The sequence below is a fragment of the Moraxella sp. CTOTU47724 genome, from assembly GCF_032014955.1.
In the GTDB taxonomy this organism is placed as follows: Bacteria; Pseudomonadota; Gammaproteobacteria; order Pseudomonadales; family Moraxellaceae; genus Faucicola; species Faucicola tetraodonis.
This window is the reverse complement of the sequence record NZ_DALZSV010000030.1, coordinates 1-21,123: the sequence shown is the minus strand read 5'-3', so window position 1 is coordinate 21,123 and position 21,123 is coordinate 1. Positions and strand designations below refer to the sequence as shown.

At 44.8% G+C, this 21,123-nt stretch carries 21 protein-coding genes; 15 read left to right on the top strand and 6 right to left on the bottom strand.

Features of this window, described 5'->3' with window-relative positions:
- Positions 1 to 144 precede the first annotated feature (144 nt).
- The gene (locus tag RTR63_RS07430) at positions 145 to 369 is read right to left on the bottom strand and encodes an HP1242/YdcH family protein (protein ID WP_007116424.1); all 225 of its coding nucleotides are present in this window, start codon (positions 367 to 369) and stop codon (positions 145 to 147) included.
- 338 nt (positions 370 to 707) lie between these two features.
- Here RTR63_RS07430 and ahpF point away from each other — a divergent pair, with 338 nt between their 5' ends.
- From ahpF to RTR63_RS07400, 6 genes are all read left to right on the top strand, one after another.
- A complete protein-coding gene (gene ahpF / locus RTR63_RS07425) occupies positions 708 to 2,291 on the top strand; it encodes an alkyl hydroperoxide reductase subunit F (RefSeq protein WP_312523531.1) in 1,584 nt (527 codons plus the stop codon).
- Between the two features lie 223 nt (positions 2,292 to 2,514).
- The gene (locus tag RTR63_RS07420; protein ID WP_312523529.1) at positions 2,515 to 3,417 is read left to right on the top strand and encodes a 3-hydroxyacyl-CoA dehydrogenase; all 903 of its coding nucleotides are present in this window, start codon (positions 2,515 to 2,517) and stop codon (positions 3,415 to 3,417) included.
- Between the two features lie 171 nt (positions 3,418 to 3,588).
- A complete protein-coding gene (locus RTR63_RS07415; protein WP_312523527.1) occupies positions 3,589 to 6,522 on the top strand; it encodes a hypothetical protein in 2,934 nt (977 codons plus the stop codon).
- A 118-nt stretch (positions 6,523 to 6,640) separates the two neighbouring features.
- On the top strand, positions 6,641 to 7,744 hold the full coding sequence (locus RTR63_RS07410; RefSeq protein WP_312523525.1) for a 4-phosphoerythronate dehydrogenase: 1,104 nt from the start codon (positions 6,641 to 6,643) through the stop codon (positions 7,742 to 7,744).
- A 107-nt stretch (positions 7,745 to 7,851) separates the two neighbouring features.
- Positions 7,852 to 8,817: an EF-P lysine aminoacylase EpmA gene (gene epmA / locus RTR63_RS07405; protein WP_312523523.1), complete on the top strand. Its 966-nt coding sequence runs from the start codon at positions 7,852 to 7,854 to the stop codon at positions 8,815 to 8,817.
- 31 nt (positions 8,818 to 8,848) lie between these two features.
- Positions 8,849 to 9,328, top strand: coding sequence for a DMT family transporter (locus RTR63_RS07400; RefSeq protein ID WP_312523522.1), 480 nt, complete (start codon positions 8,849 to 8,851; stop codon positions 9,326 to 9,328).
- Between the two features lie 13 nt (positions 9,329 to 9,341).
- Here RTR63_RS07400 and RTR63_RS07395 read toward each other — a convergent pair whose 3' ends face one another.
- The 5 genes from RTR63_RS07395 to RTR63_RS07375 all read right to left on the bottom strand — a co-directional run bounded on the left by RTR63_RS07395 (position 9,342) and on the right by RTR63_RS07375 (position 13,052).
- The gene (locus tag RTR63_RS07395) at positions 9,342 to 10,025 is read right to left on the bottom strand and encodes a hypothetical protein (RefSeq protein ID WP_312523521.1); all 684 of its coding nucleotides are present in this window, start codon (positions 10,023 to 10,025) and stop codon (positions 9,342 to 9,344) included.
- Between the two features lie 6 nt (positions 10,026 to 10,031).
- Positions 10,032 to 10,481: a YaiI/YqxD family protein gene (locus RTR63_RS07390; protein WP_050324487.1), complete on the bottom strand. Its 450-nt coding sequence runs from the start codon at positions 10,479 to 10,481 to the stop codon at positions 10,032 to 10,034.
- Positions 10,482 to 10,511: 30 nt separating this feature from the next.
- Positions 10,512 to 10,844 carry a protein tyrosine phosphatase family protein gene (locus tag RTR63_RS07385; RefSeq protein ID WP_312523519.1) on the bottom strand — a complete coding sequence of 111 codons (333 nt, stop codon included), beginning with the start codon at positions 10,842 to 10,844 and terminating at the stop codon, positions 10,512 to 10,514.
- A 63-nt stretch (positions 10,845 to 10,907) separates the two neighbouring features.
- Positions 10,908 to 12,602, bottom strand: a complete 1,695-nt coding sequence (locus RTR63_RS07380) for a SulP family inorganic anion transporter (RefSeq protein ID WP_312523517.1) — start codon at positions 12,600 to 12,602, stop codon at positions 10,908 to 10,910.
- Positions 12,603 to 12,701: 99 nt separating this feature from the next.
- Complete coding sequence (locus tag RTR63_RS07375; protein WP_409418207.1) at positions 12,702 to 13,052, bottom strand: metalloregulator ArsR/SmtB family transcription factor; 351 nt, start codon at positions 13,050 to 13,052, stop codon at positions 12,702 to 12,704.
- 257 nt (positions 13,053 to 13,309) lie between these two features.
- On the opposite strand from RTR63_RS07375, the gene RTR63_RS07370 reads away from it, so the two are divergent.
- From RTR63_RS07370 to RTR63_RS07330, 9 genes are all read left to right on the top strand, one after another.
- A complete protein-coding gene (locus RTR63_RS07370; RefSeq protein ID WP_312523515.1) occupies positions 13,310 to 14,191 on the top strand; it encodes an MBL fold metallo-hydrolase in 882 nt (293 codons plus the stop codon).
- An 18-nt stretch (positions 14,192 to 14,209) separates the two neighbouring features.
- Positions 14,210 to 14,632, top strand: a complete 423-nt coding sequence (locus RTR63_RS07365; RefSeq protein WP_203171535.1) for a YgaP family membrane protein — start codon at positions 14,210 to 14,212, stop codon at positions 14,630 to 14,632.
- A gap of 129 nt (positions 14,633 to 14,761) precedes the next feature.
- On the top strand, positions 14,762 to 15,406 hold the full coding sequence (locus tag RTR63_RS07360) for a phosphoribosylanthranilate isomerase (RefSeq protein WP_312523513.1): 645 nt from the start codon (positions 14,762 to 14,764) through the stop codon (positions 15,404 to 15,406).
- A gap of 94 nt (positions 15,407 to 15,500) precedes the next feature.
- Positions 15,501 to 16,253: an SDR family NAD(P)-dependent oxidoreductase gene (locus RTR63_RS07355; RefSeq protein WP_312523511.1), complete on the top strand. Its 753-nt coding sequence runs from the start codon at positions 15,501 to 15,503 to the stop codon at positions 16,251 to 16,253.
- A gap of 16 nt (positions 16,254 to 16,269) precedes the next feature.
- A complete protein-coding gene (gene trpB / locus RTR63_RS07350; protein WP_095356362.1) occupies positions 16,270 to 17,496 on the top strand; it encodes a tryptophan synthase subunit beta in 1,227 nt (408 codons plus the stop codon).
- Positions 17,497 to 17,499: 3 nt separating this feature from the next.
- On the top strand, positions 17,500 to 18,150 hold the full coding sequence (locus RTR63_RS07345; protein WP_050323989.1) for a LysE family translocator: 651 nt from the start codon (positions 17,500 to 17,502) through the stop codon (positions 18,148 to 18,150).
- A gap of 24 nt (positions 18,151 to 18,174) precedes the next feature.
- Positions 18,175 to 18,996, top strand: a complete 822-nt coding sequence (gene trpA, locus RTR63_RS07340; RefSeq protein WP_312523508.1) for a tryptophan synthase subunit alpha — start codon at positions 18,175 to 18,177, stop codon at positions 18,994 to 18,996.
- A gap of 148 nt (positions 18,997 to 19,144) precedes the next feature.
- Positions 19,145 to 20,050: an acetyl-CoA carboxylase, carboxyltransferase subunit beta gene (accD, locus tag RTR63_RS07335; RefSeq protein WP_050323991.1), complete on the top strand. Its 906-nt coding sequence runs from the start codon at positions 19,145 to 19,147 to the stop codon at positions 20,048 to 20,050.
- Between the two features lie 24 nt (positions 20,051 to 20,074).
- A partial coding sequence (locus RTR63_RS07330; RefSeq protein ID WP_312523506.1) for a bifunctional folylpolyglutamate synthase/dihydrofolate synthase occupies positions 20,075 to 21,123 on the top strand: 1,049 nt, incomplete at its 3' end.

Here is a 21,123-nt window from a genome sequence, read left to right as displayed (position 1 = left end):
CAATTTTTTTACAGTCCAATTTTTTTATAGTAGGGTTGATTGGTTGATTTAAGCCTTAAGCTTGCTATCAACAGCAAAAGCCCTGTCACAAAGAACAGGGCTTTAATCAATAAAATCGAATTTAGCTTAAATTTAGCTTGGAAGTTATTTATTTTTATTGTCTTCTAAGATTTTGTAGATTTCATCTTTTAATTGCAGTTTTTGTTTTTTTAATGCTTCAATTTCGTCGTCACGGCTGCCTGCTGCAACAGGATCTTTTTCTAGGTTAATGATTTGAGCATCTAATTCGTTGTGTTTATCAAATAATTTTTCAAAGTGTTTATCAGAAGTTTTTAGTTTGCTAATCAGTTCGCGATGTTCTGGAAACATAGTCCTTTCCTTTTTTTGGTTGTATGTGAAAAATAATGCAAAGGGGTCAATACATAAGACAAATTTGATTGAGTTGGTATATTGCATTTGTCTTATTAGCATTGTAGCGAAAAATTGTAGGGTTGACTATACGCTAATCGGTAACAATTGGTGAGGGGGGAAAAGCCATACTATCAATGCACTTAAGTAATTTATGTATTAATATTTTGTTATATAAAATAATAAACGTTTTGTTTTTTAAAACATAGCTATCAACTTTCTTAGATTGTCAAAGCCCACAAAAATCACAATAATAAGGTTAACACAATGACTGACCCAATGACTAGAAGGAAACTACCATGTTAGATCAAGGTTTATTAGATGCAGTAAAAACTTATAGCGAACGTATGACTCGCCCGATTGAGTTTGTGTTGGGTGACGGTGAACATGAACAGCGCGCTGAACTGGTGGATTTTTTGACCCAAATTGCAGGCACTACTGATAAGATTAGTTTGAGTCAACAATTCGATGCCAATCTATCACCGATGAGTTTTAAAATCCGTAGCCAAGACAAAGATACGGGTATCATTTTTAGTGGTATTCCCGGTGGTCACGAGTTTACCTCATTGATTTTGGCGATTTTACAATCTGGTGGTAGTGAACTCAAACTTGACCCCGGTATTCAAAATATCATTAAGGCGATTAAACAACCGCTAAAATTTGAAACTTTCGTCTCATTATCTTGCCACAACTGTCCAGACGTGGTGCAAGCGCTGAACCAATTTGCGTTATTGAATGACAACATCAGCAATGAAATGATTGATGGTGGTGTGTTCCAAGACATGATTAACGAGCGCAATATCCAAGGCGTACCTGCGGTATATTTAAATGGAAAACCTTTTGCCAATGGTAAAATTGACACTGCCAAACTCATTGAGAAACTGCAACAGCAATACCCAGATTTGATGAGTGGTGCTGCAGTAGCCGAACAGCTTGAGCAGCAAGATGTGACCATCATCGGTGGCGGACCTGCGGGCGTGGCGGCAGCCATTTATGTGGCACGTAAAGGCTTAAAAGTGACCATGGTGGCTGATCGTATCGGTGGGCAAGTAAAAGATACCCAAGATATCGAAAACTTGATTTCAATCCCATTGACCAATGGTAATGAATTATCTGCCAATTTTGTCAAACATATTACCGCTTATAGTATCACGGTTAAAGAAATGGTAAGCGTGACATCCATCACCGAAAATTCTGCACAAATGAATGAGCAAGGCGAGGATAAGCTAACCTACCAAATTACCTTGAATACGGGTGAAAGTTTTAGTACTCGTGCGATTATCGTAGCGACGGGGGCAAAATGGCGTAAGCTTAACATCAAAGGTGAAGATGAAAATATCGGTAGTGGCGTTGCGTATTGTCCGCACTGTGATGGTCCGTTCTTTAAAGGTAAAGACGTGGCAGTTGTGGGCGGCGGTAACTCAGGGATTGAAGCGGCAATTGACTTGGCAGGCATTGTCAAACACGTGACAGTGTTAGAATTTGCTGACACGCTCAAAGCAGACCAAGTATTGATTAATAAAGCCAAAGAGCGCGATAATATCGATATCATGACGAGTGTAGCGAGCCAAGAGATTAAAGCAACTGATGGTAAAGTCAGTTCGCTAATTTACCAAGACCGTACCACCGGTGAAAACAAAGAATTGCCAGTATCTGCTATCTTTGTGCAAATCGGACTGGTGCCAAACTCGGAAGTGGTCAAAGATTTGGTAGAGGTGACCAAATTTGGTGAAATTGAAATCAATGAGAAATGCCAAACCAACAAACCCGGGATTTTTGCCTGTGGGGATGTGACTACTGTACCGTTTAAGCAAATTAATATTGCGATGGGCGAAGGTAGTAAAGCGGCACTCAGTGCGTTTGAATACCTCATGTTGCAATAATTTTTCACCTGTTTTTTAATTATTTTTCACAAAAAGCCAAACCTCATAGTTTGGCTTTTTTTTGGCGGGTAATTTTTTTTGGCGAGTAACTTTTTTTGGCGGCTAATATGGTGTTGCCTTGTCAGTCTATATTGGTGAGGTAGGCATACTACCCAAAATCCGCTACAATAACTTGCAAACTATTAATAGCGATTTAAATAATAGCGATTTAAAGGAATAAATCATGACAACAGCAAATACTTCATTCATCAAGCAGGTCACGGTAGCCGGCGGCGGCGTACTGGGTTCTCAAATCGCCATGCAAAACGCCTTTTTTGGCTTTAACGTCACAATCTTTGATAAAGAACCCGAAAAGGTCAAAGAGCGCATTGCAAAACTCATGCCCATCTACGCCAAATTCTATGACAAAAGCCCAGCACAAGCCCAAGTCATCACCCATGCGATTCGCTATGTGACTGACTTAGGCGAAGCGGTGGCACAGGCTGATTTGGTCATCGAAGCCTTACCAGAAGTCCTCGATATCAAAAATGAATTTTATAAGGCCCTGGCAAGTGTAGCCCCAAGTCACACGATTTTTGCCAGTAACAGCTCAACGTTGATTCCTAGCCAAATGGTCGAGGCTACAGGTCGCCCCGATAAATTTTTGGCGTTACACTTTGCCAACCGTATCTGGGTGAACAACACCGCAGAAGTCATGGGCTCAGCGCATACTGACCCGGCAGTATTTGACAGCATTGTTGCTTATGCCAAAGCCATTGGCATGGTGGCGTTACCACTCAATAAAGAACAGCCTGGCTATATCTTAAATACCCTATTGGTGCCTTTTTTAAATGCCGGTATGCATTTGTATGCCAATGATATTGCCGATCCCCAGACCGTTGACAAAACTTGGATGATTGGCACAGGCGCACCAATGGGACCGTTTGCCATGATGGATATCGTAGGGGTCAATACCATCGTTAATATCAGCCAGCAAAAAGCCAAAACAGGCTCAAAAACTGCCGAGCGATTTATCCAAAAACTGCAAACCGAACTGATCGATAAAGGTCGCACAGGGTTTGAAGTGGGGAAGGGTTTTTATGATTATCCAAACCCGGCTTATAAAGACCCTGATTTTTTAAAATAAGCGTCAAAAAAGTTTAAAAGTCAGTATTTGAAAGTCAGTAGATGACAAAAGCCCATTGACCTAACATGGGCTTGGTTTTTTATCTTTTATTGCGGCAGCACCCACCGCTAGCACTTGCCAAAGCCAACAATTTACCCCAAAATGATAAAAAATTGTTGCCAAAAACCCCCGATGAAGCCGACCACCGCCCAACAAATCAACACCTTATTATATTATTTGCAGACCAAACAGACACCGCCGTTTGAGATACTGTTTTGGGAAAACTTGCAAAAGATTGACTTTGATTATTCAGCCAACAGCCTACAACAACTCAGTCGGTTTTTTGCAGCAATGGCAAAACGCCACATTCAATTGCCACAATTATTGGCAAACCAAAGCGGGCAAGCACTTGTGGTAGCGCTCGCCGCTTATATTGCAGACTATTTAGCCAAAACCACCGGGCAACCGATTGCTTGGTATGACTATGACAGGATGTCAGCGCAACTGGCACGGCAAAATAAGTACCCCACCCAGTCACAGTTACCTGCCGATTTTTACGCGTCACTCACCGCGCGTATCGGGCATAAGGTATATTGCCAACCGCTTAAGTTATTACCAGATTTGCTGCAGGGTAAGGATGTGTTGCCACAGTTTATTGCCCAGATGACGCAGACCCTCTATCAGCAATCGCAAGTCAACTTATTGCAATCGCCTGAGGCGGTGTGTCAGGGCTATTTGGCAAAAGTGAAAACAGGCAAACTACAGGATGCCGCTATCGCATTTTCTACCTATCTGGCAGCGGTGAATTTTGATAATAGTCGTGATAGTTTGGTGCAAATTGATGAGGCGTTATCGGCTATTCAGCAGGCGTTTGGGTTTACGCAAGCGGATTATCTGGACTTTTTGCAAGACGCCTCACGTCAAGCATTTTGCTATTTGCTGGGGTTTTATATTGGCGTGACCAGCAGTCGCTTGGTAAATGCGCCCGTGCGCTGGGTATCTTTTGCGCAGATGTATGATAGCTTGGGCGAGGAGTTTACTGAATGCCTTGAGCATAGTTTTGTGCTGCTGTTTGAGGACTGCTATCGCACGCCAATGCTGGTAGTGACCAATCGCTTATTTGGACTTGCTAGCAATTTTCCGACCACTGCTGCTGAGTTTGCGGATATTTTACAACGACAAAATGCAGGTCACCTAGCGGTTTATCCTTATCAAGACGCTGTGAGCGCTACCGCTGACTTGCCAGCGCATTGGACGTCAGCCATGCAGGTGGCGGGTGCTTTAGTGGCGTCTGTGCTATCAAGGCTATCACAAGGTCAGCCGATTTTACCTTCTGTCTATCAAGCCCATAGCAGCGACAATAAAGCCGATGAATTAACCGCATTTAATCCATCTAATATTAAGTTGTTATCACCTAGCGATACGGATTTAGCCACAGTTACAGCCACAGATACAGACACGGTGATTGATAGCCTCTACCAAACGCTGCATCAAAACCCACAGTTAGCCCCCATAATCGTCGGCTGTTTTGATAGCTATACCAATTTGCCGATGGGGCGTACTGAAGGGATCGTGATTGAGATATGGGTGTATGAAAACCCTCGCTTACAGCTGCAGCTTGTGTTGCCGTATCAGTCTGCCAATGATTGGCACAGTCTAAAAATTTATCCGTTAGTCAGTCATCAAAACGGCGCACAAACAGCGCTTACCTCGGAACAAATAACCGCGTTAACCACGCACTTTTACCAAGCGCTGTTAAGCGCACCTTCACAAAATACCGCGGTCAAAACGCTGTGGCAAGATGCCTATGTCAATCAACTGGATAGCTGGGTATTGCCGCCCAAAGACCAGCGTATCCAGCAACAAAACGCGCAGCTGGTGACGCATTTTGATTTTGCGCTATTGCCGATACTCGATAATCAACCCAATGTGAATATGGCAGCTTTTGACTATAGCAGCATTGATTGGCGCGGGTTTGATTTGGCGAAACATATTTTGCAAGCCAGCCACCATGAGCAAGGCTATTTGCAGGTATACGTCAGTGATAACTTGATTAAAGATGAACTGTATCGGCAAGTAGAAGCGACTGAGGATTTATATCGCTATGGCAAAGTGGTGTGGGGCGTGGTGATAAAATCTGATGCAGAGTTAACCAAGCCTATGTCAGAAAAAGAACGAGACAAGCCTTTTACCAACCATCGGGTGAGTTGTGCCGACATTTTGTTTGATCCAAGCGGGCAAGCAAGGGTAGAAGATTTGCAAGCCAAGGCAAGTCAATTAATGGATGCGATTGGCACAGTCAATCAGCCGTCAAATGCTACGCCCGACGTGGCGTTTTATCAATTACATTGCCAAGACGACACATCTAGGGCGTTTAATTTGGCTTATCCAGCCAGTATCGCAGCGACAAACTATCGGATAACTACCAGTTGGATTTGGCGGCGTCATTTGCCCAATGGCATGTTATCAAATAGCGTAGTGCCCATTATCATTCATACTCATGCTTACCAAAATAAAGCCGAGCAGGGCGAAATTATGGTATTGCCTAGCCAACTATGGGATAAAGCCTATTATCACTATTGGCTAAGCTTGGCTTATGAGCAGTTTGGGCAAGATTATGATTTACTTCCTTATATTCACTGGCAGCAAAAATACGCACAGGATAGCACCGATGCCGCGACCCAAAAGCGGCTATGGCCAAAATTTAAACCCAATCGAGCAAACAATCGAGCACCCAGCCGAGAACAAAGTTCAGCTATCGGATTGATGTCAGACAAGCTAGAAAATCCAATGTCAGCTACTGCTAAGCAACAAGCAACTATTCAACAAGCTGCTATTCAACAAACGACTGGGCAAAAACTTGCTGATGTACAGCTAACTTTACAGCCATCGATAGAGTCAACACCACAGGCAGCTCAAACATCACAGACCTCACTGACATCAAAGGCAATGCCACCATCCTCACTATCCAATGAGTTGACGCAGCAACTTATGAATGACAAGCTGCGCTTACAAACCCAATTATCCACCAAAGATACAGCCAAAGATAAAAAACTCCTAGTGATTGCTGTCGGTGGGGTGCTTGTTTTGATTATCATGGTGATACTGGTCAAATTGATGCGATAAATTTCCCCAATTTTTATTTGAAAAAAGTCAGCATACGCATCAAAAGGTCATAAAAATTTGTTATGCTAACGGTCTGTAAGTTGGATGATGACAACAAAAAGAAAGATAGGGATACAATATGAAAATTATTGCTGATGGCAATATTGCTCATTTAAGCGATTTTTTTAATGAACACACTTTAGGGCGACCCATCGAATTGATTGCGATGGCAGGGCGTGAGATTGACGCGGCTGTGATAGATGAGCATCAGCCTGATATTTTGCTGGTACGTTCCGTCACGCCTGTCAACAAGCTATTATTAGACAACAATAAAAGCGTCAAATTTGTTGGTAGTACCACCATCGGCATCGACCATGTCGATGTGGAGTACCTCGCCAAGCGCGGTATCATTTTTGCCCATGCCGCTGGCTGTAGTAAGCATTCGGTTGCACAATATGTGGTGGCAGCGATTGCCAATTTGCGCCCTGATTATTTATTCAAACCCATCAACCTTGGCATTATTGGGGTGGGCAATATCGGTAATACGCTAGCGCAATATGCGATTTCCTATGGCTGGAATGTGCTGGGCTATGACCCACTCAAACCACCGTCGGTGGTGAACAACGCCAAACTTGAAACTGTGCTGCAAGAAAGCAATGTGATTAGCTTTCACGTACCGCTGACGCATGCGCACAACAGCTCATATCCCACCCATCACGACTATCTGATGACCCAAGCGCGTTGGCAAACCGTATCCGACACTGCCATCATCATCAATACCTCGCGCGGTGCAGTCCTCGGTCGTGATGATATTGTCGCAAGCCCGAATGTGTGTGTACTCGATGTGTTTGAACACGAGCCCAATATCGATGCAGAGCTGCTCAAAGCCTGTAGTATCGTCACCCCGCATATCGCAGGTTATACCCTAGAAGGCAAACTTAGGGGCACACAGTTTGTCTATAATGCCTTATGCAAATATTTACAGGTTGCCCCAACGGTTGATTTTCATACCTTGATGCCAGCTGAAGTGCCGCTGTTTCAAAAAGTGCATAACCCACTCAAAGACCACGAGCGCCATCAACTGCTCAATAAAATTCCTGTGATGTATGATATCAAAGCCGATGACAAGCGTTTACGTAGTGTGGCAAACGCAAACGGTGATATTGAAGGCAAAGACTTTGATAACCTGCGTAAAAACTACCCGCTGCGCCGTGAGTGGCAATCATACGTGTTTAAAATTTGATAAAAATGTTCACCATGACATAAAGCAAAAATAGCCAGTATGGGAAAATACTAGCTATTTTTTTTGGGTCTGCTAATATTGTCGCAAATCCACCTATCCAAACTGCTATGTCAACCACTTATCAACCTACTTGCACCCTACAAACCGCCCAAGCCCGTGCTGCGATGTACGCCACCATTCGCCAGTTTTTTGCCGAGCGACAGGTGCTAGAAGTGCAAACCCCAGTGATGTCACAGGCGGGCAATACCGATATATTTTTGCAATCCGTCTCTAGCAATGTCACTGTGGCCGACCATCCAACAACCTATTATCTGCACACCTCACCTGAATTTGCCATGAAGCGTCTATTGGCAGCTTGGCAAGTGCCGATGTACCAGATTTGTCCCGTGTTTCGCGACAACGAAATTGGCAGCCGCCACAACATTGAATTTACCATGCTGGAATGGTATCGTCCCAATTTTAGCTTGGATGAACTGGCAAAAGAAACCAACGATTTGGTGTCTGCGGTACTCGGCTATCCGGTGATTTTTGACCATTATCGCTATGTGGATGCCTTTATGGATTTTGTTAAAATTCATCCCTTCAATGCCAGTTGCGATACCCTCAAAGCCATCGCCAAAGATAATGATCTTAACATTGATTTGGGGGAGGATCACCAAGGCTGGTTAGATTTATTGTTTAGTCATTTGGTGGAACCTAATTTGGGAAAAGCGCTACCGACACTCATCTACGATTATCCTGTCGCCACTGCCGCGCTTGCCAAGACAGTCACAGACAAAGATGGCAATCGGGTGGCGAGACGCTTTGAGCTGTATATCAATGGTCTTGAAATCGCCAACGCGTATGATGAGCTGGCTGACGGACAGGCGCTGCGTCTGCGCTTTGATGAAGATAATGTGGCGCGTAAAAAACGCGGGCTACCTGTGATGCCAATTGATGAGAACCTGCTGGCAGCTTGTGATGCCCTGCCAGCTTGTAGTGGCATTGCGCTGGGCATCGATCGACTGCTGATGATTAAAACGGGAAAAACCCATATCCGCGATGTCATCGCTTTACCCACCCCTAACGCCTAACAGCAGTGAACTCAAAAAAATAGGAATTGATATGAAACTTTGGCATTTATTTTTGGGGCTGGTGGCAGGCTTGGGGATCCCGATTCAAGCAGCGATTAATACCCGATTGGGCGCAATGTTTGGTGGTCAACCGTTAATGGCAGCATTTGTATCGTTTACGGTGGGCGCGCTATTATTATTCTTGGTGTCTTTGCTATTTGTCGATTGGCAAGCTGTGCAATCGGGTCTATCAGACATGCAAATCAGTGATTGGTGGAAATGGCTTGGCGGTGCGCTGGGCGCGTTTTTTGTTTTTGCGTCGATTTTTTTAGCGCCAAAAATCGGTGTTGCCAATACGGTGTTTTTGTTTATTTTAGGTCAGCTGGTCATGGGCATGGTGGTGGATAGCTTGGGTTTATTTGGTATGCCTGTTAAAACCCTGCATTGGAGTAAATTTTTGGGGATTGTATTGATGCTGGTGGGCGTATCATTTTTTATGTTTGGACAAAAATGGTTTGCTAAGTCGTCATAAGGCTATTTTTAGGTCAATGTTCAAATCCAATTGCTAATTGATGGATGTAGTCATTGAATTTGTGTTCATCTTGCGAAGCAATCATAAAGGCATTGGGAATAGACTCATCCATACCCAATAACATCACCACGCCAAAATCCTCAGCTTGAAAATAGCGCTCATGCGGCTGCCGCAGTTCGGTAATTTCATTGGCGATATGCTGTAATTTTTCATTCAAATCGGCTGGAATTGACCGTCCATCAAAATCATAAATTTGGGCATGGTGTTTTAATCCCCCATTGACGCCATTAATAATCGCTTGCGCCAGTAAGAACTCCGCTAACGGTAATTCATCAAACCAATGAATTTCGCTTTGTTCAATCGCATCAAAGTTGCGGCTCATTTGCACCATCGGGTTATGCTGCTTTTTTGGGCTTAGGGCATCTATATGAATGCCCCAAACGGCATCATCATCGCAGGTTTTGCCAATGACGAGATGGTCGCCCAAGCGTTCTAACGGCAATAAGCAAAGGTGATTAAAGCCACTATTGAGACTAGCAATATTGCCTAAAGCCAATAAATAATGATACAAACCTGCAGGTAATTGAACGCCCAAGGCCTGCTCATTTTGTTCAATCATCGCCTGACTGACACCCAGCGGTTCGGAGTGATTTTCCAGTTGATACAATAACTTAATAGCACTAATAGGGTTTAGCATAATCAACTAGCGAATCCAAGCATTTAAAATATTGGCAAAGGCTTGTTTGTCTTTGTCGCTATAGGGCGCTTGTCCACCTTGCTGTGAAGGTTCTAACACGCCCGTACTTCGCATGGTATCCATAAAATCGCGCATATTAAGCTTTTGCTTGATGTTGTCTTTGTCATACACAAAACCGCGAGAAGTCACCACCTTGGCACCTTTTTCAATGCAGTCATTGGCGAGGGGGATATCGCTGGTGATGACCACATCACCCGCCACACAGTGCGCTGCGATATAGTCATCCGCTTTGTCAAAACCGCCTTCGACCACTGTCATCTGCAAAACTGGCAAGCGTGGCAAAGCAATGCCGCGATTGGCGACAAAAATTGTGGTCGTCTGCGTGCGTTCCGCGGTTTTGATGATGATTTGCTTGGCAATATTGGGAATTGCGTCAGCGTCTATCCACAGGGTGATTTTTGCTGTCATGGCTTTCACTAAAAAGGTTTAGTCGTCTAGCAAATCAAGCTGTTTGGCAGATTGGAATAACACGTTTGAGCGGTTGCCCGAACGGCAGAACATAAACACAGGTTTTTCTGCTTGATTAAAAATCTCGGCAAACTGTTCAACTTGCTCACGGGTTAATTGACCACCAACGACCGGTAGATAATGATAAGCGAGCCCTGCTTGCTGTGCTTTAGTAGCGATATCTGTTTGTAGCGGTTGGTTGGGTTCTTCACCATCGGGGCGGTTGTTGATGATGGTTTTAAAGCCCTGCGCCGCGATTTTGTCAACTTGCTGTGGCTCAATTTGACCATAAAAAACAGTATTGTTTGGCATGTTGTGTTTCCTTATAAAGTTAGCGTTGATTATTCATGTTTTTACTGACTACGACAAGTATATTTATTGGGTTAATTGTTTAACCGCTTGTTGCGTACTTAAAAATACCTTGCCTGTTAATTTTTGAATCACATCGGTTTTTTCAATCACATCCATCACAGGCCCTTTAACTTCCGAAAAATGTAGGGTGATAGCTTGAGCCGCCAAATTTTGGTTTAGATTGATGAGCATATCTTGTGCCGTTAAATCGATGTGATTGACTGCCGATAACATCAGTACCAGATTTTTAGTCTGTGAATGACTGGCAATCGCCTGCTCAATAAACTGTAGTACGGACTGGGCATTACCATAAAACAGGCTTTCATCAATACGAATGATCAACAAATCATCAAACTGGGTCACCTGATGGCGTGCAACATTACGAAAATGCCCGGTATCACCGATTTGACCGACAATCGCGATATGCGGATGGCTGGTTTGCCAAATCAGGCCTGCAAAGGAGGCTAACAGCCCCGCCACCAAGCCAACATTTAGCCCAAACAATAACACACCTGTGAGTGCCACGCCAAATGCCAGTGCATCGAGTTTGTCATAGCGCAGCGCTTGCTTGAGCGTTTGTACATCAATCATACTGATAATCACTGACATGATCGTAGCACCCAATATGGCATAGGGGAGTGGCTCTAAAGTCTGGCTAAAAAACAGCAGCACCAATGCCATCACCAGTACCGATAACATACTGGCAAGGGGACTTTGCGCGCCTGCATCGACATTTACCGCGGTGCGTGAGAAGCCACCGACAATGGTAAACGACTGAAAAAACGCCCCTGCGATATTGGCAAAACCCAACCCTTTGAGTTCCAAATTGGCATCGTAAGCTTCATGGCGTTGTCGGGCAAATGAGCTGGCAACCGAGTTGCTAGAGACAAACGCAATCAGCGCCATCAATCCTGCTGCAGGTAATAAATTGATGAGTTCAACGGGCGAAATCTGATAAAACGGCAGCACAAAATGCGGCAAACCACTGGGTACATCCGCCACCGTGCGAATACCGATAGCGGCAAAGTTGCCAACTTGACTGGCGATAATGCCGATTGCCAGTACCCCAAGGGGTAACATACGCGTGATGACCTCAATGACTTTGGCAGATAATAAAGGCTTGAGCCAAGTTTTAAGATAATAGCGGTTGATAATTAGTACGGTGAATGCCGCAATGCCAACCATCAAGGTGGGCACGTGCAACTCACGGCGATGAAACAGAAAAGTTTCAACATTCTCTAGCAGTGAATTGCCACTGATCGCGATACCCGTCACATATTTGATTTGCCCGACCAAAATCAAAATTGCCGCGCCACTAATAAACCCTGCCGTCACGCCACGGCTAATAAACTGGGTAATCCAGCCGAGCCGAAACACGCTTGCTAGCCATAATAGTGCCCCTGTTATCAGCGCCAAAAACGACGCCATAATGGCATAATGCATGGGCGGTAATTCGCTATAGGGCTGCAGCGCTTGTGCGGTCATAATCGCCGTAATCGCCACAGGACCGACGGCATTGACCGAGCTTGCGCCAATCCACGCATACACCAGTACCGGCACAATCGCTGAGTATAAGCCATATACAGGGGGCAACCCTGACAGCATGGCATAACCCAAACTTTGCGGAATCACCAAAATACCCACGATAATACCCGCCAACAAATCTTGACTGAGATTTGCCTTGTTATAGTGCGTTACCCAGTGGGGTAAACATCGCAAGTTGGCTGCATGTAATGGCAAGGTGGTTATCCCGATACAGTGGTTATTCCAATAAATTAGCGTCCAATAAACTAGCAGACTGGTTAGCTTTAGACTTAATTATTTTGTCTGACAAAAGCGATCATACAGTACATTGAGGATTGCCAAAGCATCCTCACTGGCGACTGAATAATAGATTTGTTTGCCCTCGCGGCGGGTGTTGACCAACCCATCTTTACGCAAAATCCCCAATTGCTGAGACAGACTTGGCTGACCCAGTCCCACTTTCTCTTCAAGCTCGCTCACACAATGCTCACCTTGCGTCAATTGACACAGCAGCATCAAGCGGTCAGGATGAGATAACGACTTTAACAACTGGCTGGCTTTTCCTGCAGCAGCGTGCATTTGATGGAGCATGGTTGCATCCATCGATACAGGCGCATCGGACTGCGGTTCGGCAATTTCAGACATGACTTTTTCCCCAGGGTATTTTGATGGCTGATACGCAATCGCTTATATTAAGTGCTGCTACTATCAAACTTATCACATAATTTTAAAATAAATAAACGCTTGCGCCAATACAATATATTGAAAAACATATTATAAAATAATATAATGAATTGAGCAACACCTTGCAATGCGGCTATTATACAAAAGTATAAAGTGTTTTTTCAGTTGAAATTGCCATAAAGATATGCCAAAAGCGTTTTTAGAGAACAGGAAAACTTATGAACATTCATTCTTTTTTAGACAAAGACACTGAAACTTTTACCCACGTTCTAGTCGATACAGCTAGCAAACACTGTGCCATCATCGATCCGGTATTGGATTTTGACCCCGCAGGCGGCAAAATTAGCTATGACAATGCCAATAACGTCATTGGGTTTGTCAAATCACAAGGGTTGACCTTAGACTATATCATCGAAACCCACGCCCATGCCGATCATTTATCGTCGGCGCCTTATATCAAGGCGCAATTAGGCGGTAAAATAGTGATGGGTAAATATATTGATAAGGTGCAAAAAACCTTTAAAACCATTTTTAACTTTGACGACCTAGCCACCGATGCCAGTCAATTTGATATTTTGACTGAGGAAGGCACCGACCTAACACTGGGTAATTTGAGCATTACAGCCATGCATGTACCGGGTCATACCCCAGCCGATATGGCTTATAAAGTGACGGATAAAAGCGCGGACAGAGAAAAAATTGCGGTATTCGTCGGGGATACTATTTTTGCCCCTGATGTCGGCTCTGCACGCTGTGACTTTCCTCATGGTAGTGCCGAGGATTTGTATGACTCGATTCAGCGTTTATTAGCCTTGCCCGATGATACCCTGCTGTACCTTTGCCATGATTACCCACCCAAGGGCGGGCGTGAGCATATTGCAACGGTTTATGTAGGTGAGCAAAAATTACGCAATATTCATGTCAAACAAGGCACGCCTAAAGCAGAATTTGTACGAATGCGTAACCAACGTGACAAAACACTTGCAATGCCACGTTTGATTTTGCCATCAGTACAAGTTAACATCAATGCAGGTGAATTGCCAAAACCAGAAGACAATGGCGTTCGCTACCTTAAAATTCCCTTAAATCAATTATCATAAAATAAGGAAGAATCATAAATGAAAACTAATGTGGGCAACAAAGAGCGTATCGCGCGCGTGATTGCGGGTCTTGCAATCTTAAAATCGTCAAAATCAAAAAAAATGAAATTATTAGCCCTAGCGCCTTTAATATCAGGGGCGACAGGTCATTGTCCTTGTTACAGCAAGCTCGGCATCAATACCGCCAAATCAGCAGCAGATAGCAAAAAGCACGCTAAAGCGCAATCCAAAGACCATGCGAAAGATAGCGCTGATGACAAAAGCACCGTGATTGACAGTGTCATGCAAACAACTGAAACCTTAAAAGAAACAGTTCAAGAAAAAGCAGCCACGCTTAAAGAGACTGCTCAAGAAAAAATAGAAGAACTTGCAGAAGCCAAGAAAGCTGACGATGCAGACAAAGCGGAAAAGTCAGAACAATCAGAAAAAAAAGAGGCTTAATCTAGGCGGCTTTAGTTTAAGCGAATGTGACATTCGTTATAGCCTAATAAAAGACTGAGAAAAGGCATCCGTTTGGGTGTCTTTTTTCGTTATACTAGCTTTTATCATTCTCAAGACAAACACAACTCAATGAAAAATACAGCGGTCAAATTTTGTGGCTTTACCCAACTTGAAGATATTACAAATGCGGTCAATCTTGGCGTCGATGCGGTGGGTTTTGTATTTTATGAGCCAAGTCCGCGAGCGGTAACCGCCGAGCAAGCCTGTGAGCTTGCCAAAGCGGTGCCTGCGTTTACCACGGTGGTGGCATTGGTGGTCAATATGCCCGAGCAAGAATTGGTTTATCTATCGCATCACGTGCCGTTTGATATCGTGCAGTTTCACGGGGATGAATCGCCGCGAGAGTGCAAGCTGATGGCGGATAGAATCAATAAACGCTGGATAAAGGCATTACGCATCAGCCATGATGACACCACGGAGACGATTGTCACCCAAATCCAAGCGCTTAAAGACTTCGGCGCGTGTAGCGTGCTGCTTGATGCCTATCATCCCGATAAATTTGGCGGTACAGGTGATAGTTTTGATTGGGAAAAAATCCCCAACCACTCGCCGTTACCGATTATTCTGGCGGGGGGATTGACCGCAGACAATGTGGGTGACGCAATTACACAAACAGGCGTGTATGGCGTGGATGTCAGTGGCGGCATTGAGTCAGCAAAAGGGATTAAAAATTTGGCGAAAATGCAAAAATTTATTGAACAAACTCGCAAATAAATCGTGCAAGGATAAAGATTGCTTTTCAAATAAATTGGTATATACTAACGTACTAGTATAATAGAACGTAAGACTTTATGATGGACGAATTACTATGAATATCTTGGTCACAGGCGTAACCGCAGGGTTTGGCAAGGCGATTGCCGAATTACTCATCTCAAAAGGTCATACCGTCATCGGCACTGGTAGACGCCAAGAAAAACTGGACGAACTACAGACCCAATTAGGCGGTAACTTTATCCCGCTAAACTTTGACGTATCGGACTTGCCCGCCACCAAAACCGCGCTACAAACTTTGCCAAATGATTTGCTTACCAACATCGACGTACTGGTCAATAACGCAGGATTGGCACTCGGACTTGAACCCGCAGATAAAACAGACTTTGCTGATTGGCAACAAATGGTCAATACCAATATTCTTGGTTTGATTCATTTAACCCATGAAATTTTACCTCTCATGGTCGCCAACAACGACGGCTACATTATTAATTTAAGCTCAACCGCAGGCAGTTATCCGTATTTTGGTGGTAATGTGTATGGCGCGACCAAAGCCTTTGTGACCCAGTTTAGCCTAAACTTACGTGCCGATTTGGTCGGTAAAAATATCCGTGTCAGTAATATCGAGCCAGGACTATGTGGTGGCACAGAGTTTAGCAATATTCGTTTTCATGGCGATGACGCCAAAGCCGCCCAAGTTTATGACAGCGTGCAATATGTCACCCCACAAGATATCGCCAATATGGTGGCATGGCTGATTGAACAGCCCAAACACGTCAATATCAACCGTATCGAAGTCATGCCCACCGCACAGACCTTTGCAGGCTTAAAAGTCGTTAAAGATTTATAAAATTAGAGAGAAGATAATGAACATTCAAAACCCAACTGAAGTAAAAGACTTCAATCAATACCCAGATGCCAGCGGACATTTTGGCATTCATGGGGGACGCTTTGTCTCTGAAACCCTGATGGCAGCGCTGGAACAACTTGAGCATATCTATAACACTGCCAAAGCTGACCCCGAATTTTGGAAAGCCTTTCAAGACGACTTGGTCAATTATGTCGGCAGACCAACGCCACTTTATCATGCCAAGCGCCTAAGTGATGATATCGGTGGGGCGCAGATTTATCTTAAACGTGAAGACTTGAACCACACAGGCGCTCACAAAGTCAACAACACCATCGGTCAAGCCTTGCTTGCCAAAATGGTCGGCAAAAAACGCATCATTGCCGAGACAGGCGCAGGGCAACATGGCGTAGCAACTGCCACCATCGCGGCGCGTCTGGGCTTAGAGTGCGTGGTGTATATGGGCGCAGATGATGTCGAACGCCAAGCCATGAACGTGTATCGCATGCGTTTGCTTGGCGCAACCGTGGTACCTGTCACATCGGGTACTCGCACGCTCAAAGACGCCATGAACGAAGCCATGCGTGACTGGGTCACCAATGTCGATAGCACTTATTATGTGATTGGCACTGTCGCAGGTCCGCACCCATACCCCATGCTGGTGCGTGACTTTCAAGCCATTATCGGCAAAGAAGCCAAACTACAACACTACCAAAAAACAGGCAAACTCCCCGATGCGTTGGTCGCTTGTGTCGGTGGCGGTAGTAATGCCATCGGACTGTTTTATGACTTTTTAAATGATAAAGACGTCAAAATGTATGGTATCGAAGCCGGCGGCGATGGGGTCGAGACAGGCAACCATGCTGCACCGCTTACCGTCGGTCGAGTGGGGGTATTACATGGCAACCGCACGTATTTGATGGCAGATGATGATGGGCAGATTTTGGGGACCCATTCGATTTCGGCAGGGCTGGATTATCCTGGCGTGGGTCCTGAGCATAGTTTCTTAAAGGATATCGACCGTGTGCAGTATGTACCTTGTACCGATGAAGAAGCGATGCACGGGTTTCGTGAATGTACCCAAAAAGAAGGCATTATTCCTGCACTAGAAAGCTCGCACGCCATTGCGTATGCGTTGAAACTTGCCAAAACCATGAGCAAAGACCAGTCGATTATTGTCAATCTGTCGGGGCGTGGGGATAAGGATTTGCACACGGTCATGAAACATGATGGGATTGAGATTTGATTGATGCAGATTAATTTTACGATAGTTATTGCCTATGTTTCAGCCATCATTTTATTTTTAGGAACGCCTGGACCTGTCACGGTGATGGTCGCTAACACCAGCGTCAAACATGGTATCAAAGCAGGTATTGCCACCATTGCTGGTACCAATAGCGCATCACTCATTTTGATTGGCGCATCGTTTGCGGTGATTCAAGGCATATTTGCCATCAGCGAACAAGCGCTACTGTGGCTGACGTTGTTTGGTTCTTTGTATGTGCTATATTTTGCTATCAATATTTTAAAAGACCGCGTTAATTTAGAACAAGTGGCTGCCTTGCCAAGGCAGGAGAGTAAACACCATTTTAAAGATGGGTTTATTGTTGGCATTTCAAACCCCAAAGATATTTTGTTTTTTATCGCATTTTTTCCGCTATTTTTTGCGATTAGCAATGATAAAGTCTTAAGTATAGCGTTACTGGTTGGGATTTGGATGCTGCTTGACTATGGGATTTTAAGTATATATGCCGTAATGTTTTCCAAAATCAAAAGTAATAAATTGGCAAATGTTATCAATAAATTATCTGGACTGGTTTTGACGTGCGTGGCTGTATATGCCAGTGTGATGACCGCATGCAAACTATATCTTGGTACAAAAATAATTAGCCATCACTAAATAAAATTTGTTGAGAGTATATTTATGACAACCCGAATTGAAACCACATTTAACACGTTACGAGAGCAAAACAAAAAAGCTTTAATTCCTTATGTGATGGCAGGCGACCCAAACCCAAGTGTTACCGTCAGCTTACTGCATGAACTCGTTGACCACGGCGCAGACGTCATCGAAGTTGGCTTGCCATTTTCTGACCCCATGGCAGACGGTGAGACTATCGCCCTAGCAGGCGAGCGCGCATTGGCAGGTGGCACCAGTACCCGCCAAGCGATTGAGATGGTAAAAGCGTTTCGTAAAACCAACACCACCACGCCAGTGCTAGTCATGGGCTATCTAAATCCGATTGAAATCATCGGTTATGACAAGTTTATTAGCCTTTGCCAAGATGCAGGGATTGACGGTGTTTTGATGGTCGATTTACCGCCGCAAGAAGCGGGCGATTTTACCCAAAAACTCGCCAATTCCGCAATGAACGAAATCTTTTTACTTGCGCCAACCACCTTGCCAGAACGCCGTGAGCATGTGCTAAAACATGGCGGTGGTTTTATCTATTATGTATCGGTCAAAGGCGTAACAGGCTCAAAAGCATTGGATGCCCAAGATGTGGGCGAACACGTCCAAGCGATTAAAGCACAAACTGCTTTGCCTGTGTGTGTTGGTTTTGGTATTCGTGATGGTGAATCGGCAAAAGCAGTCGGACAATATGCGGATGGTGTGATTGTCGGTAGTGAGCTAGTGAAAAACTTTGCGGATGTGGGCAACGATGAACAAAAAATTGCCCATGCCAAAAAAGCCATCTTGGATAAAATGGATGAGCTAAGAGAAGCGATTGATAGTCTTGAGTGATAGAATGGTTTGAGGTATTTGAGGTTAATCATTTCATTTATTGCTAAAATCAGTTAGCATACGCATTATAAAATGAGTTTGTACTTGTACACTCAAAAAACTACTATTCATTGGCACTCTTAAATTGCACTGTTAATAGGGACTTATTATGAGCACTGATATGAAGCCTCAACCGATGGGACAGACACTGGAAGAAACTTGGTTAAAACGCCCATTACCCACCATCAAGCCGCGTGCCAAGCAAATACTGACGGCGGTTGAGACCGAACCATCGACTCAATGTCCCAACTGTAATTCAATCATCACCAATACGGCGCTGATTTTTAATAATTATGTCTGCCCATCGTGTGATGAACATCTTAGCATGACCGCCCGCACGCGTCTGAACTGGTTTTTTGACCAAGTAGATGATGAGCTAGGGCAGCAGTACCAAGCAGGCAATCCATTAGACTTTGTCGATAGCAAGCCTTACCCAACACGAATGAGCGAAGCGCAAGCCAAGACAGGCGAAACCGAAGCGCTTATCGTCATGAAAGGCAAACTCCAGCGGCTACCCGTGGTGGCTTGTGCGTTTGATTTTGCTTTTATGGGTGGCTCAATGGGTTCTGTGGTAGGTGATCGATTTGTGCTCGCTGCCGAGACGGCGCTCAAAGAACAAATCCCGCTGGTATGTTTTGCCGCATCGGGTGGCGCCCGTATGCAAGAGGGCTTGTTATCACTCATGCAAATGGCGCGTACGGCGGCAGCGATTGAGAAACTCAAACACGCCAATATTCCTTATATTGTGGTACTGACCAATCCTGTGTATGGCGGTGTGACGGCATCACTTGCGATGTTAGGCGATATCCATTTGGCAGAGCCCAAAGCCATGATTGGTTTTGCCGGCAAACGGGTGATCGAACAAACCGTTCGCGAGGTGCTGGGCGAGCCTTTCCAGCGCGCTGAGTTTTTGGTAGAGCATGGTGTGGTCGATCAGGTCGTCCATCGTCTACAAATGAAAGAAACGATTCATCGCTTACTCAAAAAAATGACCTATTTTCGTCAGGCTCACTAATTCATTATTATCACGGTTTTATCCATGCAACAGTCAAGCTCACCAGCCGCACTCTCACCATCCCCATTACCGCCTAGCGTTTCAAGCTCGTTAACCGAGTGGCTAAACTATATGCAAGGCATCCATGTGTCCGCGATTGATATGGGGCTTGAGCGGGTGATGCCCGTATTTCAAGCATTGGGTATAAAGCAAACCGATGCCTTTGTGTTTACCGTGGCAGGCACCAATGGCAAAGGCTCCACCACCGCCACTATTGCCGAGATTTGTCAACAAGCAGGCTATAAAACCGCTTTGTATCAATCGCCGCATTTACTGGTGTTTAACGAGCGTGTCAGAATTAACGGAGAAATGGTCGATGACCAAACTTTGATTGATGCGTTTGCCAAAATCGAGCAGGCGAGATTGGATTGTGGGTTGACACTGTCATTTTTTGAAATGACGACGCTTGCCGCGTTTTTGATTTTTGCCCAAAACCATTGTGATGTCTGGGTATTGGAGGTGGGGTTAGGCGGCCGCCTCGATGTCGTCAATGTCATCGAGCCAAACCTTGCGGTCATTACCAATGTGGGTATCGACCATGTCGAATGGCTCGGCGACACCCGTGAAAAAATCGCTGTAGAAAAAGCCGGTATTTTGCGTGATAATCTAACATTGGTGTATGGCGAAGCCGATATGCCCTCGACCATCCCGCCTTTGATGGCACAGCACCATGCCCATTTGCTACAGTATGGCAAAGATTATGGCTACCGCCATATTGACGGTGCAGCGACATGGCAATATAGCAATAACGCGGTGACTTTATCATTGCCTATGCCCAATTTGTCTTTGCACAATACCGCAACGGCTATCACCGCCCTCTTAGCCAGCCCATTGACCATAACCCAAGACCACATCCAAGCTGCGTTACCGAAGGTAAAATTGGCTGGGCGTTTTGACAGCAGACGCATGTCAGCTCGCCAATGGGTGTTTGATGTTGCCCACAATGAGCATGGGATGCAGTTTTTGCTCAAGCAGTTGACGCCGTATGTACATGCCTACCAACGCCAGCATCCAACCGCCAAATTGCATTTGGT

Bases quoted from the DNA above. Each gene is read 5' to 3' on its own strand.
- RTR63_RS07430 (WP_007116424.1), bottom strand. From the start codon at position 369: ATGTTTCCAGAACATCGCGAACTGATTAGCAAACTAAAAACTTCTGAT.
- ahpF (WP_312523531.1), top strand. From the start codon at position 708: ATGTTAGATCAAGGTTTATTAGATGCAGTAAAAACTTATAGCGAACGT.
- RTR63_RS07420 (WP_312523529.1), top strand. From the start codon at position 2,515: ATGACAACAGCAAATACTTCATTCATCAAGCAGGTCACGGTAGCCGGC.
- RTR63_RS07415 (WP_312523527.1), top strand. From the start codon at position 3,589: ATGAAGCCGACCACCGCCCAACAAATCAACACCTTATTATATTATTTG.
- RTR63_RS07410 (WP_312523525.1), top strand. From the start codon at position 6,641: ATGAAAATTATTGCTGATGGCAATATTGCTCATTTAAGCGATTTTTTT.
- epmA (WP_312523523.1), top strand. From the start codon at position 7,852: ATGTCAACCACTTATCAACCTACTTGCACCCTACAAACCGCCCAAGCC.
- RTR63_RS07400 (WP_312523522.1), top strand. From the start codon at position 8,849: ATGAAACTTTGGCATTTATTTTTGGGGCTGGTGGCAGGCTTGGGGATC.
- RTR63_RS07395 (WP_312523521.1), bottom strand. From the start codon at position 10,025: ATGCTAAACCCTATTAGTGCTATTAAGTTATTGTATCAACTGGAAAAT.
- RTR63_RS07385 (WP_312523519.1), bottom strand. From the start codon at position 10,844: ATGCCAAACAATACTGTTTTTTATGGTCAAATTGAGCCACAGCAAGTT.
- RTR63_RS07375 (WP_409418207.1), bottom strand. From the start codon at position 13,052: ATGTCTGAAATTGCCGAACCGCAGTCCGATGCGCCTGTATCGATGGAT.
- RTR63_RS07370 (WP_312523515.1), top strand. From the start codon at position 13,310: ATGAACATTCATTCTTTTTTAGACAAAGACACTGAAACTTTTACCCAC.
- RTR63_RS07365 (WP_203171535.1), top strand. From the start codon at position 14,210: ATGAAAACTAATGTGGGCAACAAAGAGCGTATCGCGCGCGTGATTGCG.
- RTR63_RS07360 (WP_312523513.1), top strand. From the start codon at position 14,762: ATGAAAAATACAGCGGTCAAATTTTGTGGCTTTACCCAACTTGAAGAT.
- RTR63_RS07355 (WP_312523511.1), top strand. From the start codon at position 15,501: ATGAATATCTTGGTCACAGGCGTAACCGCAGGGTTTGGCAAGGCGATT.
- trpB (WP_095356362.1), top strand. From the start codon at position 16,270: ATGAACATTCAAAACCCAACTGAAGTAAAAGACTTCAATCAATACCCA.
- RTR63_RS07345 (WP_050323989.1), top strand. From the start codon at position 17,500: ATGCAGATTAATTTTACGATAGTTATTGCCTATGTTTCAGCCATCATT.
- trpA (WP_312523508.1), top strand. From the start codon at position 18,175: ATGACAACCCGAATTGAAACCACATTTAACACGTTACGAGAGCAAAAC.
- accD (WP_050323991.1), top strand. From the start codon at position 19,145: ATGAGCACTGATATGAAGCCTCAACCGATGGGACAGACACTGGAAGAA.